Origin of the sequence: Streptomyces sp. NPDC053427 (assembly GCF_044544985.1) — a bacterium.
Lineage (GTDB): Bacteria > Actinomycetota > Actinomycetes > Streptomycetales > Streptomycetaceae > Streptomyces.
Map to the genome: position 1 here is coordinate 17,724 of NZ_JBITYA010000024.1, position 16,503 is coordinate 34,226.

Here is a 16,503-nt window from a genome sequence, read left to right on the forward strand (position 1 = left end):
AATCCGCACGAAAATTCGATGGATCCAGGCGGCGCTCGATTACGTCCCTTCCCTGTCCAGTCGGGTTCTCCCCACGGAGGTCGATCGAAGGTGGCCGGTTTCAGAGCTCTCGCACAACAGGTCCGCAACCCACGGCTCGTGGCCGCTCAGCGGCGTACGGCGCTGCGCAAATGTCTCGAACGCTTCGCCCCGTACGGGCATCGCGCGACCTGGCACCATCTGTGCACCCGGGTCGGCATCGCGGCCCACGACCGCGACCCCGACCCCGAACGGCTGATGGCCGCACTGGCGGAGCTGGAGGAGGCGCGCACCCTCTGGCTCGCGTACGAGCGGGAGTTCGCCGCCCGGCGCCGCAGGGAGAAGCACGACGGCATCCGGCAGCCCAGCGCGATCGACGACTGGCACCGGCGCACCTGGGGAGGCTGCGACATCGTGCCGTGCGAGGCACCGCACCGGCATCCGGCGGCCCGGCTCGCGGTGGTGCTGCGCAGCATGATCGCGGCGATGGAGTCGGGACGGCCCCGCCGGGACTGCCCGGTGTGCGGCGGGACCCGCTTCGCCTGGCTCCCGGAATCCGCCGGCTGCCCGGCGGCCGGGCCCGCGTGCCGGGAGTGCGGCGTGGTCGCCCCGGCGTCCGTCCTCACCTCGGAGGCGCTGACGGCGGCGGGCCGCCGGGCCGGCGGGGCGGGGGTGTTCGCGGCGGCCTGAGCGGGCCGGCGGCGGCGTGAGCGGGGCCGCGCGCGGCCGGTCGCCGCCACCGGACCGCAGCGGCATCGGCAGCGGCACCGTTTCCGCGCGTTGTCAGACCCCCGTGTCACCATCGGAACATGCTTCAGGTCTGTCTCAACGGCGCCCGGACCGCGGCCGATTCCGCCGCGGTCCCCCTCTCACCGGCCGCGCTCGCCGAGGCCGCCCGGCAGGCGGTGGCGGCCGGTGCCGAGGACGTCCACGTCCACCCCAAGACCCCCTGCGGCCAGGACTCGCTCTCGCCGCGGGTGGTGGGCCCGGCCCTGGAGGCCATACGCGCCGCGGTGGACGTGCCGGTCGGCGTGACGACCGGTGCCTGGGCCGAACCGGACCCCGCGCGCCGGGCGGAGCGGATCGCCTCGTGGACGGTGCTGCCCGACCACGCCTCCGTCAACTGGCACGAGCCGGGCGCCGAGACCGTCGCCGCCGCGCTGCTGGAGCGCGGCATCGGCATCGAGGCCGGCCTCCGGTCGGGCACCGACGGCGCGGCGCGCTTCGCCCGCTCCCCCCTGGCGCCGAAGGTGCTGCGGGTGCTGGCCGAAGTGACCGGCACCGACGCGCGGTCGGCCGCCGCGACCGCCCGCGCACTGCTGGCCTCGCTGCCCCCGCACGGCCGCCCCGTGCTGCTGCACGGCGAGGACGGCGGCGCCTGGCCGGTGCTCCGGCTCGCCCTCGACCTGGGCCTGGCCACCCGCATCGGCATAGCGGACACCCTCCTGCTCCCCGACGGCCGGCCGGCCGCCTCCAACGCCCAACTGGTCGCCGCCGCGGCGGCCTTTACGGGCCCGCCCTCGACCTGAAAGAACTGTTCCGGGTCAACCGGCCGGTAACGTCGGCGGCCCGTACGGTCCGTGCGGTATCCGGCCGGCACGGACCCCGACGAGAGGGTGGACGTCCATGGCCGAACTGCACGATCTGACCGCGCTCGAACAGGCCGAAGGCATCCGGTCCGGGGAGCTGTCCCCGGTCGAGCTCACCGAGCACTACCTGACGCGGATCGACCGGCTGGACGACACCCTCGGCGCCTTTCTCACCCGTACGCCGGAGATCGCCCGCAAGCAGGCCGCGGACGCCGAGAGCGAGGCCGCCGCGGCCCGCCGGGAGGGGCGTGAACTCCCGGTGCTGCACGGCGTTCCGGTGCCGGTGAAGGACCTCAACCAGGTGGCGGGCGTGCGCTGCACGATGGGCTCGCGGGCGCTGGCCGCGTACGTCCCGGCCGTCGACGATCACGTGGTCGGCAAGCTGCGGGCGGCCGGCACGGTCCTGCTCGGCAAGACCAACACCCCCGAGTTCGGGCTGCCCTGCTACACCGAGAACGGCCTCGCGCCGGCCGCCCGCACCCCGTGGGACCTGGAGCGCTCGGCGGGCGGATCCAGCGGCGGCGCGGGCGCGGCGGTGGCCGGCGGCCTGGCGCCCGTCGCGCACGCCAGCGACGGCGGCGGTTCGATCCGCATCCCGGCCTCGGTCTGCGGGCTGTACGGCATCAAGCCCAGCCGCGGCCGGATCAGCGGCGGTCCGCTGCTGCACGATGTGACGGGCCTGAGCACCTCGGGTCCGCTGGCCCGTACGGTCGCCGACGCCGCCGCGCTGCTGGACGTCCTGGCGGGCGAGATGCCCGGCGACCCGTACACGGCGCCGCCGCTGCCGCCCGGCGAGACCTTCGCCGCACACGCCCGCCGCGACCCCGGGCGGCTGCGGATCGCCTGCCTGTCCGACGCCCCGATACCGGGCATCGCCGTCGACCCCGACTGCCGCGCCGCCACGGCCGAGGCGGCCGCTCTGCTGACCGCACTCGGCCATGAGGTGGAGGAGGTGACGCTGCCCGCCGACGACGGCATCCTCCACGCCTTCACCCGCGTCTGGTCGGTGATGGCCGCCAACCGGCCGGTGCCGCCGGAGGGCGAGGAGCTGCTGATGCCGCTGACCCGCTATCTGCGCGGCCGCGGCGCCGCGGTCTCGGGCAAGGATTTCGCGGGCGCGCTGTACGCGTTCCGGGCGCTCGCCCAGACCGTCGCCGACGGTCTGATGCCGCCCGGCGGCTACGACGCGATTCTCTCACCGACGCTGGCCGGGCCGCCGCTGCCGGTCGGTGCGCTGCGCAACGACGCCGATCCGCAGGCCGAGTTCGCCGCCATCGGCGCATACACCCCGTTCACCGCGCTCTACAACGCCACCGGCCAGCCCGCGGTCAGCGTCCCGCTGCACTGGAACGCCGCGGGTCTGCCGATCGGTGTGATGCTCGGCGGCCGGTACGGCGCGGAGGCCACGCTGATCTCCCTGTCCGCGCAGCTCGAGCGGGCCCGCCCCTGGGCCGGCCGGAAGCCGTCGGTCTGGTGATCACCGCCGCGCCCGCCCCCTCACGGGGCGGGCGCGCTCACCCGCATGCGCCGCCCTGCTCCTCAGGGGTGCAGGCCTCGCCGTCCCCGCCGCTCCGGCGCCGGTCCTCCGGGTCCTTGGCGCCCCGGTCGACCCGCAGGCGCCGCGCGCCGGGCCCCTGTTCACCGAGGTTGTCGTAGGGGTTGGACAGCGCGCACTTCTGCAGCGAGAGGCAGCCGCAGCCGATGCAGTCGGTGAGCCGGTCGCGCAGTTCGACGAGCTGGCTGATGCGTTCGTCCAGCTCGGTGCGCCAGACCTCGGAGAGCCGGGCCCAGTCGGCGGGGTTGGGGGTGCGCCCGTCCGGCAGCTCGGCCAGCGCCTCGCGGATCACCGCGAGCGGGATGCCGACCCGCTGCGCCGCCCGGACGAAGGCGACCCGGCGCAGCGCGTCCCGGGTGTAGCGGCGCTGGTTGCCGGCCGTCCTGGTGCTGCTGATCAGCCCCTTGGACTCGTAGAAGTGCAGCGCGGAGACCGCCGCGCCGCTGCGCGCGGAGAGCTGGCCGACCGAGAGCTCATGAACCTTGTACGGAAGCTGAGGCACCCCTCAACCCTAAGGGCTGTCCCGTAATGCCTGTCGGGCGCACGACGACAGCTACGGCACCTCGCCGCGTTGTCGGAACATCCGGATACACCCAGTATCCGGACGTCCCTCCGCCTTGCGATGCGCCGCATCTGACGCCGTGCACTGATCCACCAGGCATTACGGGACAGCCCTTAGCCCGCGCTTTTTCCGCAGGCGTTGACAGTGGGTGCCCGCACTCCGCATGCTGAGCAAGCGCTTAGTAAGCGCTGATCAGCATGGGATCCCGAGGAGGCAGGCGGAGATGGCAGAGCCCCGAGTGTTTGCATCGGCCGATGAGCTGCGGGGGGCGGTCGGCGAGGAGCTGGGCCCCAGCGACTGGCTGGAGATCGACCAGAAGCGGATCGATCTCTTCGCGGACGCCACCGGGGATCACCAGTGGATCCATGTGGACCAGGAGAAGGCCGCGGCCGGCCCGTTCGGCACGACCATTGCGCACGGCTATCTGACGCTCTCGCTGCTGCCCACCCTCGTACCGCAGCTGATGCGGGTCGACAACGTGGCGATGGGCATCAACTACGGCGCCAACAAGGTGCGCTTCCCCGCCACCGTGCCGGTCGGCTCGCGGCTGCGCGCCACGGCGCGGATCGCCGAGGTGAGCGAGGTCAAGGGCGGCGTACAGCTCACCACCGTCGTCACGGTCGAGCGCGAGGGCGGCGAGAAGCCGGTGTGCGTCGCGGAGACGGTCAGCCGCTTCTCTTGGTAGCGGGCCCGGCCGGCCGGGCGCCCACCATCCGCAGGACGAGGTCGGCGTAGAGCGCGCCGACCTCGTCGGGTGTGCGCGGGCCGTCCGCCGAGAACCAGCGGGCGACGTCGACGCAGAGCGACAGCACGGCGAGGGTGGTGCCCGGCACGTCGTCGGCCCGGAACTCCCCGCTGTCCGCGCCGTCCTGGATGATGCCGCGCAGCAGCCGGTCGGTCCGGCGGCGCAGGCCGGTGACCTCGGCGAGGTGCTCGGCGCTCAGCGCCTGGAGTTCGTACTGGATGACCCGGGCGGTGGTGTGGTGCTCGGCGTGCCAGCGGGCGAAGGTCCGTACCGCGTCGGCGAGCCGCTCGGTGGGGCTGCCCGGCGCCTCGGCGGCGGCGCCCATGATGCGCAGCGCCTTCTCGTGGCCGATGCCGCTGATGCGGTAGAGGAGCTCTTCCTTGGTCTTGTAGTGGATGTAGAGCGCGGCGGGGCTCATCCCGGCCCGGCCGGCGATGTCGCGGGTGGTGGTGGCGTGGTAGCCGCGCTCGGCGAACGCCTCGACGGCGGCACCGACCAGCCGTCGCGCGGCGTCCGGAGTCACCCCGGCCCACTCTTCGCTCTCTGCGTTCGCGCGCTCCGCCGCCGCACCCATCGCGTACCCCGCTCCTCGATCCGCCAGGGACGTTCCCCTGACGGATCGAACACCATACCGCGCCGCTGAGCAAGCGCTTAGGGGCCGGTGCGGCGCGGGGCCGCTGGCGCGCGGCGGCATGTCAGAAGGCGGAGACCCCCGTCAGCGCCCGTCCGATGACCAGCTTCTGTATCTGGCTGGTGCCCTCGTACAGGGTCATCACCCGGGCGTCCCGCAGCAGCTTGCCGACCGGGTACTCGTCGATGTAGCCGTATCCGCCGAAGACCTGAAGGGCGTTGTTGGCGGCGCGCACCGCGGCCTCGGAGGCGAACAGCTTGGCCTTCGACGCCTCGGTGGCGAACGGCTCGCCGCGGTCGATCAGATCGGCCACCCGCCAGGTCAGCAGGCGCGCCGCGTCCACCTCCACCGCGATGTCGCTGATCAGTTCCTGCACCAGCTGGTGCCGGGCGATCGGCTTGCCGAACTGCTCGCGCTGCCCCGCATAGCCGAGCGCGGCCTCCAGGGCGGCCCGGGCGATGCCCACGCACCCGGCGGCGACCGACATCCGGCCCTTGGCCAGCGCGGACATCGCCACCGAGAAGCCCTTGCCCGCCGGGCCGAGCATCGCCGCGTCGGGGACCCGTACGCCGTCCAGGACCAGCTCGGCGGTGGCCTGGCCACGCAGCCCCAGCTTGCCGTGGATCTCCCGGCGCGCCAGCCCCGGCGTGTCGGTCGGCACGAGGAAGGCGCTGATGCCCTGGTGTCCGGGTTCGTCGCCGGTGCGGGCGAAGAGCAGCACGACATCGGCCCAGGTGCCGTTGGTGATGAACATCTTGGCGCCGTCGATGATCCAGTCCGCGCCGGGGCCCCCGTCGCGGACCGCCCGGGTGGCCAGATTGCCGGCGTCGGAGCCGGTACCCGGCTCGGTGAGCCCGAAGCAGCCGATCGCCTCGCCGGACGTCAGCCGCGGCAGCCACTCCCGCTTCTGCCGCTCGTCGCCCCAGGAGGCGATGGTCTTGCCGACCAGCCCGAGGGAGACCGAGACGATGCCGCGCACGGAGGAGTCGCCGCGTCCCAGCTCCTCGGTGACCAGGGCGTACGAGAGATGGTCGCCGCCGCTGCCGCCGTACTCCGCGGGGACGGTGAGCCCGAGGAATCCCACCTCGCCGAGCTTCTCAACGATCCCGCGGTCGACCTGTTCCGCGCGGTCCCAGGCGGTGGCGTGCGGGGTGATCTCGCGGTCGGTGAAGTCCTTGGCCAGCCGGCGGATCGCGGTCTGCTCCGCGCTGAGCTCCAGGTTCATCATGGGCTCCCTGTCGACGAGAACAGTTGATCAAGAGGTTAATTACCACTGCTAGTTTTCTGGTGGCGGCCTCTACTATGTGCGTCATGGCCCGACCCCGCAAGCCCCTTCTGAGCCGCGAGCGCATCGTCATCACGGCGCTGGCGCTCATCGACGCGGAAGGGCTGCCGGCGCTCTCCACCCGGCGCCTCGCGGCGGAACTGGGCGTCAGCGGGCCCTCCCTCTACAACCACTTCACCACCAAGGACGAGATCCTCGACGCGGTCGCCGACACGGTCATCGCCGAGGTCGACGTGTCGACGTTCGCGGCGAGCGGCGACTGGCGGGCCGGGCTGCTGGACTGGGCCCGCTCCTACCGCGCCGCGCTCGCCGCGCATCCGCACATCGTGCCGTTCCTCGCGCAGGGCCCCGGCCGCCGCCCGGCCGGGCTGAAGATGGCCGACGCGGCGTTCGGCGGGATGGTCGGGGCGGGCTGGCCGCCGGCCCAGGCCACCCGGGTCTGCGCGATGGTCCGCTACTTCGTGGCCGGCTCCGCCCTGGGCTCCTTCGCCCGCGGTTTCGTGGACGACCCGGGCGCATACGACCCCGCCGACTACCCCCACCTGGGCCAGGCCCATCTCCTGGTCGAACACCAACGCCAGGTGGACGAGGGCGCCTTCGAGACCGGCCTGCGCGCCCTGGTGGACGGCCTGGCGCTGCACCACCCGGAACTCGTACCGCCCGACGACGCCTGACGAAGCCGCACGGACCGGCACAACCGCGCACGGATCCGCACGGACACCCATGGACCCGCACGGACACCTACGGACCCGAACGGACACCCATGGATCGGCACGGGTCCGCACGGGACGCCGAGCCATGGACACCTCCGCCGCATCGCCCGCAAGAGGTGTAAGGTGCGCCAGCCTCTGGCGGACGGAGGCATTTCTGCCTGAGCGGGAGACGGTGTGCACGAGTCGGGTACGGCCCTCAACGGCCCTTTCCGGACACGGTACGGACGGTTCGTCATCGAGGTGCTGCGCGGTCAGGCGCAGGTCGATTTCCTGCCCAGCGCCCTGGCCGGCGGGGTGTTCTCGGTCGCGCTGTTCGCGGCGGGCTGGGCATTCGGCCTCTACGGGCTGATAGGCACCGCCGTCGGCACCGGCACCGCCCGCCTCCTGGGCGCGGACCGGGGCCGGATCACGGCCGGCCTCGAAGGGTTCAACGCCTGCCTGGTGGCGGTCGGCTGCGCCGTCTTCCTCGGCGCCGCCCATCCGTCCACCGCGCTGCTCGCGCTGGCCGGCAGCGCGGCGGTCACCGTGCTCACCGCTGCCGCCGCCCGCATACTCGCCACCTGGGAACTTCCCACCTTCACCCTGCCGTTCTGCATCACAGCCAGCGCGATGACCATCGCCGCACCCGGCTTCCAGCGGGTCTGGCACCAGGACGCGGGCCCGGCCGCGCTCTCCCGGCCGGCCGCCGGAACCACGTCCCTCACGTTCACCGACCTCTGGCAGGCCTTCTTCGCCAATATCGGCCAGATCTTCTTCATGCCGCAGTGGCACGTCGGACTGATCTTCCTGCTCGGCATCTTCCTCGCCTGCCGCCGGGCGGGCGCGCTGGCCTGCGTCGGCAGCGCCGTCGGCATCCTGACCGCCTGGGCGCTGGGCGCGCCCGCCGAGCAGGTGGCCGAGGGCACGATGGGCTACAACGCCGTGCTGGTCGCGATGGCGCTGTGCGGGGTGTTCCTCGCCGCGGACCGCTGGAGCCTGGCCTACGCGGTCGTCGGCGCGGCGTCCGCGACCGCGCTGAGCCCGGCCCTGGCCGCCGTCTTCGCGCCGTCCGGCGGCCACACCTTCACCTGGCCGTTCGTCCTGGTCTCGCTGGTCTTCCTGGCCGCGGCGCCGGCGTTCCCACGGCTGCGCCGGGTCACCGGCTGACCTCGTGCCGGTGCGCGGCGCGGCGGCCCGGCAGCGGGATGGAGGCCGGCGCGGGTGTGCACGTCCCATGCGAGGACCAGAACGAGGACGAGAACGAGGACGAGGACCCGGTCGGGACGCCGAGCTGGACGCGCGAGCCGTGCAGTCCGCGGTTGCCGCGCGCGGAGCCGGAGGCGCTTCCCGCGCCGCCGGCCCCGCCCCGTTCCTTCCGCTGCCTAGAAGACGACCAGCGCCCGGCCGCCCTTGCCCGCCACCATCGCCTCGAATGCGGCCGGGATGCCGTCGAGCCCGATCCGGTCGGTGACCAGCGCGGAGAGGTCGAGCGCGCCGGAGCGGACGTGCTCGGCGATGACCGGGAGGTCGCGGGCCGGGTCGCTGTTGCCGTAGACGCAGCCGGAGAGGGTGCGGCCGAAGTAGAAGAGTTCGAGGGCGGAGAAGGTGACCTGCTGGTCCTGGCCACCGATGCCGACGACCGTGGTGCGGCCGCCACGGCGGGTGGCGGACCAGGCCGTACGGATGGTGTCGGCGCGGCCCACGCACTCCACGGCGACGTCGGCGCCCACGCCCCCGGTGAGCTTGCGGATCCGCTTGGCGGTGTCCTCACCGGCCAGCACGAACTCGGTGGCCCCGGCCGCCCGTGCCAGCTCCTCCTTCGCCGGGGAGACGTCCACCGCCACGATCGGGCCCGCACCCGCGATCCGCGCCGCCTGGAGGGTGGCCAGGCCCACCCCGCCGACGCCGACGACCACCACCGACTCCCCCGCCCGCACCCGCGCGCTGTGGTGGACGGCGCCCCAGCCGGTGAGCACCGCGCAGCCGAGCAGCGCGGCGTCGGTCAGCGGCACCCCGTCCGGCAGCGGCAGCGCGGCATGCGCGGGCACCACCGTCTCCTCGGCGAAGGCGGCCGTGCCCAGGCCCGGGTGGAGTTCGGTGCCGTCCGCCAGCCGCGCGTAGGGCTGCGCGGCGGCCGCGCCCGCGTTGGCGCACAGCCAGGGCTCCGCCAGACCGCAGAAGTGGCAACTTCCGCAGGACGGGGCCCAGTTGAGGACGACGTGATCGCCGGCCGCGATGCCGGTGACGCCCTCGCCGACGGCGGTGACGGTGCCCGCGCCTTCGTGTCCCAGGACGGCGGGGGCGGGCTGCTTCAGCGTCCCGTTGGACAGCGACAGGTCGGAGTGGCAGACCCCGGCGGCGGCGAGCTTGACCCGGACCTGGCCCGGGCCCGGTGCGGGCAGCTCGATCTCGGCGATTTCCAATGGGGCGTTGACGGCTGGCAGGACGGCGGCGCGGACCACGGTGCAGGCTCCTGGGTCAGGGGGTAAGGGATGAGCGGGAAGGGCGGCGGCCCGGCTTTCAGAGCTGGAGCGACTTGGTCTGGAGGTACTCGGTCAGACCGTGCGGGCCCAGCTCGCGGCCGACGCCGGACTGCTTGTATCCGCCGAACGGCGCCAGCAGGTTGAAGCGGCCGCCGTTGATGTCGACCTGGCCGGTGTCCAACCGGCGGGCGAAGGCGACCGCGGTCTCCTCGTCGGCGGCCCATACGGCGCCGGCCAGCCCGTAGACCGTGCCGTTGGCGATACGTACGGCCTCCTCCTCGTCCTCGTACTTGAGGATCGAGATGACGGGGCCGAAGATCTCCTCCTGCGCGATGGTCATGTCCGGTGTCACATCGGCGAACACCGTCGGGCGGACGTAGTAGCCCGTCTCCAGGCCCTCGGGAGCCTCCTCGCCGCCCGCCACCAGGCGCGCGCCGTCCGCCACACCCTTGGCGATGTACCCGCGGACGCGGTCGCGCTGCTTGGCGTTGACGAGGGGGCCGAGCCGGCTGGCCTCGTCCGTCGGGTCGCCGGGGGCGTATGCGGCCACCGCCTCGGCGGTGCGGGCCACCGCCTCGTCGTACTGGTCGGCGTGCACGAGCATCCGGGTCAGCGCGTTGCAGGACTGGCCGGAGTTGCGGACGACATCGGCGACGTTGACATCGATGGCCTTGGCGAGGTCGGCGCCCGGCAGGATGACGTTGGCGGACTTGCCGCCGAGCTCCAGCGCCACGCGCTTGACCGCCCCGCCCGCGAGGGCACCGATCTTCTTGCCGACGGCCGTCGAACCGGTGAACGAGACCAGGTCCACGCCCTCGTGCTCGGCCACCGCCTGGCCCGCGACCGCACCGAGGCCGGTGACGAGGTTGAAGACACCGGCCGGGATGCCCGCCGCGTCCACGCACTCGGCGAAGAGCTGGGCGGTGAGCGGGGTGTCCTCGGCGGGCTTGAGCACGACCGTGCAGCCCGCGGCGAGCGCCGGGGCGACCTTGTTGGTGATCTGGTGGAGCGGGTAGTTCCAGGGGGTGATCGCGCCGACCACGCCGACCGGCTCGTGCAGCACGGTGGAGTTGCCGAGCTTCTCCTCGAAGGCGTACGAGGCGGCCAGTTCGGCGTACGAACCCACCACGGCGACCGGAAGGCCGGCCTGCACCCGGGTGCTGAAGGAGCGCGTCGAGCCCAGCTCGGCGGTGATGGTCTCGGCGATCTCCGCCGAGCGGGCGGCGAGTTGGTCGCGCAGCGCGGTCAGCTTCGCGGCGCGTTCGGCGGGGGCGGTGGCCCGCCAGCCGGGCAGCGCGGCGCGGGCGGCGCGCACCGCGGCGTCCACGTCCTCGGCGGTGCCGGCCGGGACGGTCGCGATCACCTGCTCATCGGCGGGGTTGCGCACCTCGATGGTGTCGCCCCCCGCCGCCGGCCGCCACGCGCCGCCGATGTACATCCCGTCGTGTGCCTTCATCAAGCCGTCCTCCCGAGTTCGCGCGCGCGGCGGTGTGCCGCACCCCTCAAACTAGCGGCGCTAGTTTGAGGGGCGCCACTCCCGACGGGAGCGGAGCGCGTCACCCGGCCATCATCACCCGGGCGGGCAGCCGGATCACGACCGGCCGGGGACGGCCCGCCCGGTCACGCGCCGGGGATCGCGGCGCGGAACTTCTTGGTCAGATCGGCGCCGCGGATCACTCCGCCCTGGTGGTACTTCAGCCCCCAGGCGTCGATCACCGACCCGTCGCCGAACATGCAGGCGGACCTCACCTGGTCCGGTTTCGTCTCGCCCTTCAGTCCCCAGCCCCCGCCGTCCGTGGGCCTGTTGCCGAACATCGCGGTGCCGTTGATGCCCTGGCAGTAGGCGATGGAGGGGTTGCCGGGGCTGCTGGGGCCGGCCGGCTTGCGGACGTAGGCGAGCGCGGCCAGAGTCGGCTTGTCGGCGGCCAGGGTGTCCGCCCCGATCATGATCTGGCTGCCGTCCTTGGCGGTGAACAGGCACATCTCCCGCTCGCCGCCCAGCGGGGTGAGGACGTTTCCGGAACCGGTGAAGTACGGGACCCGGGTCTGTGCCACCCCGCCCTTCGCCTTGCACCAGGACGCGGCCGCGGAGGCGTGCCGGGCGGCGGGCGGGGCGCCGTCGGCCGCCTGGGCCGCCACGGCCGTACCGGGGACGAGGACGAGAACGGAGACGGCAAGGGCGTGGGAGCGCTTCACGCTTCCTCCTGAAGGATGGTCGAGAGGTGGTCCGAGAGGTGATCGAGTGGGGCGTTGCCGCTGGTCGAACCGGTGCGCACGGGCACATCCTTCGCAGCGCGCCACGTACCGTCAACGCCCGCCCCGCCGCTGCCCCGCGGCCCCGGCCACATTGACGCGATCACTGCGCCGGACGGCCCGTGACGTGCCCCGACGAGGGAGCGTTTCCGGCCAGTAATTCACCGGTAACAGCCCCTGGAACGCCACCGGTTAGAGTGTCCGGCCTGATGAGTCCCCCACTGCTGCGCATTCGCCTCCTCGGCGGGTTCCGGCTGGAACGCGACGGCGGCGCGCCGCTCGCGGAGCGCTGGTCCCGGCCCAGCGCCCGGACCCTGGTGAAACTGCTCGCGATCGCGCCGGACCATCAGCTGCACCGCGAGCAGCTGATGGCCGTGTGCTGGCCGCACGCCGAATTCCCGGCCGCCCTGCGCAGCCTGCGGGTCGCGCTGCACGCCGCCCGGCACGAGCTGGAGCCCGAGCTGCGGCCCCGCGCCCTGTCCTCGTACCTGACCGGCGACGGCGCGCTGCTGCGGCTGGCCCGGGACACGGTGTGGATCGACACCGACCACGCCGGGACGCTCGCCCGGCAGGCACTGGCCGGCGGCGGAGCCCACGAACTGGCGGCCGCGCTGGAGGCGTTGAGCGGCGAACTGCTCCCCGAGGACCGGTACGCGACCTGGGCCGCCCCGTCCCGCGAGCGCCTGGAGCTGCTGCGCACCCGGGTGCGGGACGCGCTGGCGCCGGCGCAGGCGGCCCCGGGCGCGACGCCGGACGCCGTCGAGGGGACGGCGCCGCCCGAGGCGGATGCGGCGCGGGTGCGGCTGGACTGGGCGCTGGCCCTGGACCGTTCGGGACGCTACGGGGAGGCGCTCGACGTGCTGCGGGAGGCCCTGGGCTCGTACCGGCGTCAGGGCCTGCGCGATGCCTGCGTCCTGGCCGCGGCCCGGCTGGCCGAGGTGCTGTGCCGCAGCGGTACGGGCGAGGAGGCGCTCGCCGTACTCGGCGCCCATCCGCCGGGACCGGGAACCCCCGACGAGGTGCGGGCGGCGCACCGGATGGCGCGCTCCGCGGTGCTGTCGTACACGGGGCGGTACGAGGAGGCGCTGGCGGCCGCGCGGGCGGCGCAGCGGTCGGCGCAGGCCGCGCGGGGACCCGATCGCCCGGTGCTGCTGGCCCGTTCGCTCGCCCAGCAGACCGTCTGCCTGGGCCTGTCCGGCCGCGCCGCCGAGGCGGCGGGCCCCGCGGAACGGGCGCTGGCGCCGGCCGAGGAGTCCGGTGACCCGGCGCTGCTGGCCACCGTGCTGTCCGTGCTGCGCGAGACCGCGCGCCGGGCGGGCCGGCACCGGCAGGCGCTGGAGTACGGGCGCCGCGCCCTGGCGCTGGCCGAACAGGCCGGCCGCCCCACGGCCACCGCCTTCGAGCGCGCCAATCTCGCCGAACTGCACCTGTTGCTCGGCGAGCGGGACGACGCGGAGCGCCTGGCCCGGGCCGCCGTCGAACTGGCCGAGCCCTTCGGCGGCACGGCACTGGCCTTCGCCCTGGTCGCCCTGGCCCGCGTACGGCACGCCCCCGACCCGGCCGGGAGCCTGCGCCTCCTGGACCGGGCCGAGCGCTGCGCCGAGGAGGGCGGGCATCTCCAGGCCATCGACGAAGTACGCACCGCGCGGGCGGCGCTGGCCGGCCGGGAGTGACGCCCCACGGGCACGCGCAGGTCTCCTCAGCCGCTGCCGCCGGAGGGACCACCGCACCGGCCGGGTCCGCGCGCCCGCCCGGCGCGGTCCCCGTCGTCCCGCGCCGCGGGCCCGGGGCGCGCGGCCGATGCCGGGCGCGCCGCCGTCCCGTCGCCCGGTGACCGGGCGGCGATCAGCGCGGAGGCCAGCAGCAGCGCGCCGAGCAGGACGAAGGGCGCGGCCGCACCGGCCAGCCCCGCGGCCAGGCCCGCGCCGGCCGGCGCCACGACCTGGCCGAGCCGGTTGCCGGTGAGGCGCAGGGCGAGCGCGGTGCTGCGGGCGTTGCCGGGGGCGGCCTCGACGACGGTGGTCATGGAGAGCGGCTGGCCGACGCCGAGACAGAAACCCAGGACGGCGAGCACCGCAGCGAGCGCCGCCACGGGCAGCGGGGCCGCGAGGGCGCCGCACAACAGGGCGGCCGCGCCGCAGGTGGCGGCCAGCAGGACGGTGCGGCCCAGGAGTGCGAGCAGCGGGGTCATCACGAGGCGGCAGGCGAGGGTGGCCGCGGCGCGCAGGCTCAGCAGCAGCCCGATGGTGGCCGGGGCGATGCCGCGGTCCTCACCGACGACGGGCAGATAGGCGGTGAGGATGTCGGTCGCGGAGAGCACCGCCAGGCTCACGAAGATGCCGGCCGGTACGCCCCGGGCCCGCAGGATGTCCCGTACGGATACGGCCGGGCCGGGCGCGCGGGCCGGCGTACCGGGGGCGGACGGGGTGCGCCCTTCCAGGCGCCAGAGGGAGGCGTAGGAGAGGGCGGCGACGGCGCCGGCCACGAGCAGGGCGGTGGCGCTGGTGCGGGCCATCGCCCCCTCGCGGCCGGAGACGACGAGCCCGGCGGCGACCGGGCCGATGAGCTGGCCCAGGGAGGCGCCGATCGTGAAGTGGCCGAAATTGCGGTCGCGGTCCTGCGGGGCGCTGCGGCGCGCCACGATCGACTGGGCGCCGATGACGAAGCAGAGGTGCCCCAGGCCCATCACCCCGCTCCAGGCGGCCATCGCGGGCAGCGATCCGGCGGCTCCGCTGAGCGCGCAGCCGCCGCTGATCAGGGCGACGCCGACGACCAGCAGCGGTGCGCAGCGGCCGTGGTCGGTGCGGCGGCCCAGCGGTACGGCGACCAGCAGCGGCAGCAGCGCGTAGACGGCGGTGATGACGCCGACGGCGCGCCCGTCGGCGCCCAGGGCGATGGCCCGGTAGGAGACGGCCGGTCTGGCCATGCTCACCGCCGCCTGGGCGAAGGAGAAGGTGAGGACCAGCCGCAGCAGCCAGCTCCTGCCGGGCCCCGCGCCGTGCGTCGGTGTCATCTAGATGATGCCGAAGAGCAGCCCGGCGCACAGGACCACGAGCGAGGTCAGCGCGGCCCATTTCACGGTGAACTTGGTGTGGTCGCCGAATTCGACCTTGGCCATGCCGACGAGGACGTAGACGGCGGGGACCAGCGGGCTGGACATGTGCAGGGCCTGGCCGACGAGGGAGGCGCGGGCGATCTCGATGGGGGCGACGCCGTGGGCGGCTCCGGCCTCGGCGAGGATCGGGACGATGCCGAAGTAGAAGCCGTCGTTGGACATGAAGTAGGTCAGCGGGATGCTGAGGACGCCGGTGACGATGCCCATGTGCGGGCCGAGCGCGTCGGGGATGCCGGAGACCAGCCAGCGGGCCATGTGCTCGACCATGCCGGTGCCGGTGAGGACGCCGGTGAAGACGGCGGCGGCGAAGACCATGCCGGAGACGTTGAGGACGTTCTCGGCGTGCGCGGCGATGCGTGCCTTCTGGTCCTTCATCTGCGGGAAGTTGACGGTGAGGGCGATGGCCGCGCCGAGGAGGAAGAGGACCGGGATCGGCAGCGTCTGCATGATGAGCAGGGTGAGCAGCGCGACGGTGAGCGCGGCGTTGAACCAGTAGAGCCCGGGGCGCAGGGTGGCACGGTCGGGGTCGAGGACCTGGAGGTCCGCCGCGTCGTCCGCGGGGCCGGTGCCCGCGCCGCCGGCCGGGGCCGCGGGCCGCGCGGCGACGGGGCCGCCGCCCGCGCCGACCAGCACCTGCTCGGTCTCCTTCTCCTCGACGTGCTCCGCCACCACCCGGGCCTCGCCGAGCGTCAGCACGCCCAGCCGCTTGCGCTCGCGCCGCCCGAGCACGTACGCCAGGACGAAGACGGCGACCAGGCCGACGGCCAGCGCGGGGATCATCGGGATGAAGATGTCGCCGGCGTCCAGCTTGAGGGCGGTGGCGGCGCGGGCGGTGGGGCCGCCCCAGGGGAGGGTGTTCATCACGCCGTTGGCGGTGGCGGCGACGCCGGTCATGACCACCAGGCTCATCTTCAGCCGCTTGTAGAGCGGGTAGAGCGCGGAAACGGTGATCATGAAGGTGGTGGAGCCGTCGCCGTCGAGCGAGACGATCGCGGCGAGCAGCGCCGTACCGATCACGACGCGCACCGGGTCGGCCTTGCAGAACTTCAGGATGCCGCGGACGACCGGGTCGAAGAGCCCGACGTCGATCATCACCCCGAAGTAGATGATGGCGAACATCAGCATCGCGGCCGTGGGGGCCAGGTCGCCGATGCCCTTGAGGACGTAATCGCCCAGGTGGGCGCCCTGGCCGACCAGGACACAGAACAGCGCGGGGATGAGCACAAGCGCTGCCATCGGTGACATCTTCTTCATCATGATCAGCACCAGGAAGGTAGCGATCATGACAAATCCGAGGATTGTCAGCATTGGGGGTACCTCACGTTCGCCCTTGACCATCTGCCGGGGTGGCGGTTCAGGCGACGTTAGGTCGCGCAAACTTTTGTTAACAAGGTCTTGACGCCAGAGCAATACGAGCAAAACGGGGCGCTGCGCTTTGCCGGTGCCCCACGTTGTCGGCTTTCCCGCCGTGGTTGGTTTCTCGCCGTTGCGCCTGCGGCGGGCGTGGGTTTGTAGGGAGCGGTGCCGGCCCTACACGGCTCCGCCGCTACGGTCCGTCCCCTCCCGTGGGTGGGT

15 protein-coding genes are annotated in these 16,503 nt (G+C 73.9%); 7 read left to right on the forward strand and 8 right to left on the reverse strand.

Annotated features, from left to right (window positions below):
- Nucleotides 1-90: 90 nt before the first annotated feature.
- From ACIGWZ_RS38905 to ACIGWZ_RS38915, 3 genes are all read left to right on the forward strand, one after another.
- Nucleotides 91-708 (forward strand): hypothetical protein, encoded by a 618-nt coding sequence (locus ACIGWZ_RS38905; RefSeq protein ID WP_400072687.1) that lies wholly within the window; start codon nucleotides 91-93, stop codon nucleotides 706-708.
- 119 nt (nucleotides 709-827) lie between these two features.
- Nucleotides 828-1,547: a 3-keto-5-aminohexanoate cleavage protein gene (locus ACIGWZ_RS38910; RefSeq protein WP_400072689.1), complete on the forward strand. Its 720-nt coding sequence runs from the start codon at nucleotides 828-830 to the stop codon at nucleotides 1,545-1,547.
- Nucleotides 1,548-1,644: 97 nt separating this feature from the next.
- Nucleotides 1,645-3,084, forward strand: a complete 1,440-nt coding sequence (locus tag ACIGWZ_RS38915; protein WP_400072691.1) for an amidase — start codon at nucleotides 1,645-1,647, stop codon at nucleotides 3,082-3,084.
- Between the two features lie 37 nt (nucleotides 3,085-3,121).
- On the opposite strand, the gene soxR is transcribed toward ACIGWZ_RS38915, so the two are convergent.
- Entirely contained in the window at nucleotides 3,122-3,664 is a 543-nt protein-coding gene (gene soxR / locus ACIGWZ_RS38920) for a redox-sensitive transcriptional activator SoxR (RefSeq protein ID WP_400072693.1), read from the reverse strand.
- A 283-nt stretch (nucleotides 3,665-3,947) separates the two neighbouring features.
- Here soxR and ACIGWZ_RS38925 point away from each other — a divergent pair, with 283 nt between their 5' ends.
- Nucleotides 3,948-4,409 (forward strand): MaoC family dehydratase, encoded by a 462-nt coding sequence (locus ACIGWZ_RS38925; RefSeq protein WP_400072695.1) that lies wholly within the window; start codon nucleotides 3,948-3,950, stop codon nucleotides 4,407-4,409.
- Here ACIGWZ_RS38925 and ACIGWZ_RS38930 read toward each other — a convergent pair.
- The gene (locus ACIGWZ_RS38930) at nucleotides 4,390-5,043 is read right to left on the reverse strand and encodes a TetR family transcriptional regulator (RefSeq protein ID WP_400072697.1); all 654 of its coding nucleotides are present in this window, start codon (nucleotides 5,041-5,043) and stop codon (nucleotides 4,390-4,392) included. The two genes, ACIGWZ_RS38925 and ACIGWZ_RS38930, sit on opposite strands and share 20 nt — an antisense overlap.
- A gap of 121 nt (nucleotides 5,044-5,164) precedes the next feature.
- A complete protein-coding gene (locus tag ACIGWZ_RS38935) occupies nucleotides 5,165-6,325 on the reverse strand; it encodes an acyl-CoA dehydrogenase family protein (protein WP_400072699.1) in 1,161 nt (386 codons plus the stop codon).
- Between the two features lie 86 nt (nucleotides 6,326-6,411).
- Between ACIGWZ_RS38935 and ACIGWZ_RS38940 the strand changes: the two genes are divergently transcribed.
- Nucleotides 6,412-7,059 carry a TetR/AcrR family transcriptional regulator gene (locus ACIGWZ_RS38940; protein WP_400072701.1) on the forward strand — a complete coding sequence of 216 codons (648 nt, stop codon included), beginning with the start codon at nucleotides 6,412-6,414 and terminating at the stop codon, nucleotides 7,057-7,059.
- Nucleotides 7,060-7,272: 213 nt separating this feature from the next.
- Nucleotides 7,273-8,244, forward strand: a complete 972-nt coding sequence (locus ACIGWZ_RS38945; RefSeq protein ID WP_400072703.1) for an urea transporter — start codon at nucleotides 7,273-7,275, stop codon at nucleotides 8,242-8,244.
- Nucleotides 8,245-8,459: 215 nt separating this feature from the next.
- On the opposite strand, the gene ACIGWZ_RS38950 is transcribed toward ACIGWZ_RS38945, so the two are convergent.
- The 3 genes from ACIGWZ_RS38950 to ACIGWZ_RS38960 all read right to left on the reverse strand — a co-directional run bounded on the left by ACIGWZ_RS38950 (nucleotide 8,460) and on the right by ACIGWZ_RS38960 (nucleotide 11,756).
- Entirely contained in the window at nucleotides 8,460-9,539 is a 1,080-nt protein-coding gene (locus tag ACIGWZ_RS38950) for a Zn-dependent alcohol dehydrogenase (protein WP_400072705.1), read from the reverse strand.
- Nucleotides 9,540-9,597: 58 nt separating this feature from the next.
- Nucleotides 9,598-11,016 carry an aldehyde dehydrogenase family protein gene (locus ACIGWZ_RS38955; RefSeq protein ID WP_400072707.1) on the reverse strand — a complete coding sequence of 473 codons (1,419 nt, stop codon included), beginning with the start codon at nucleotides 11,014-11,016 and terminating at the stop codon, nucleotides 9,598-9,600.
- Nucleotides 11,017-11,180: 164 nt separating this feature from the next.
- On the reverse strand, nucleotides 11,181-11,756 hold the full coding sequence (locus tag ACIGWZ_RS38960; RefSeq protein WP_400072709.1) for a hypothetical protein: 576 nt from the start codon (nucleotides 11,754-11,756) through the stop codon (nucleotides 11,181-11,183).
- Nucleotides 11,757-12,022: 266 nt separating this feature from the next.
- Here ACIGWZ_RS38960 and ACIGWZ_RS38965 point away from each other — a divergent pair, with 266 nt between their 5' ends.
- Nucleotides 12,023-13,486: a hypothetical protein gene (locus tag ACIGWZ_RS38965; RefSeq protein ID WP_400072711.1), complete on the forward strand. Its 1,464-nt coding sequence runs from the start codon at nucleotides 12,023-12,025 to the stop codon at nucleotides 13,484-13,486.
- Between the two features lie 26 nt (nucleotides 13,487-13,512).
- Here the strand turns inward: ACIGWZ_RS38965 and ACIGWZ_RS38970 are convergent, their stop codons facing one another.
- The gene (locus tag ACIGWZ_RS38970) at nucleotides 13,513-14,826 is read right to left on the reverse strand and encodes an MFS transporter (protein WP_400072712.1); all 1,314 of its coding nucleotides are present in this window, start codon (nucleotides 14,824-14,826) and stop codon (nucleotides 13,513-13,515) included.
- Entirely contained in the window at nucleotides 14,827-16,236 is a 1,410-nt protein-coding gene (locus ACIGWZ_RS38975; protein WP_400072714.1) for a CitMHS family transporter, read from the reverse strand. It lies immediately after the preceding gene.
- Nucleotides 16,237-16,503 lie beyond the last annotated feature (267 nt).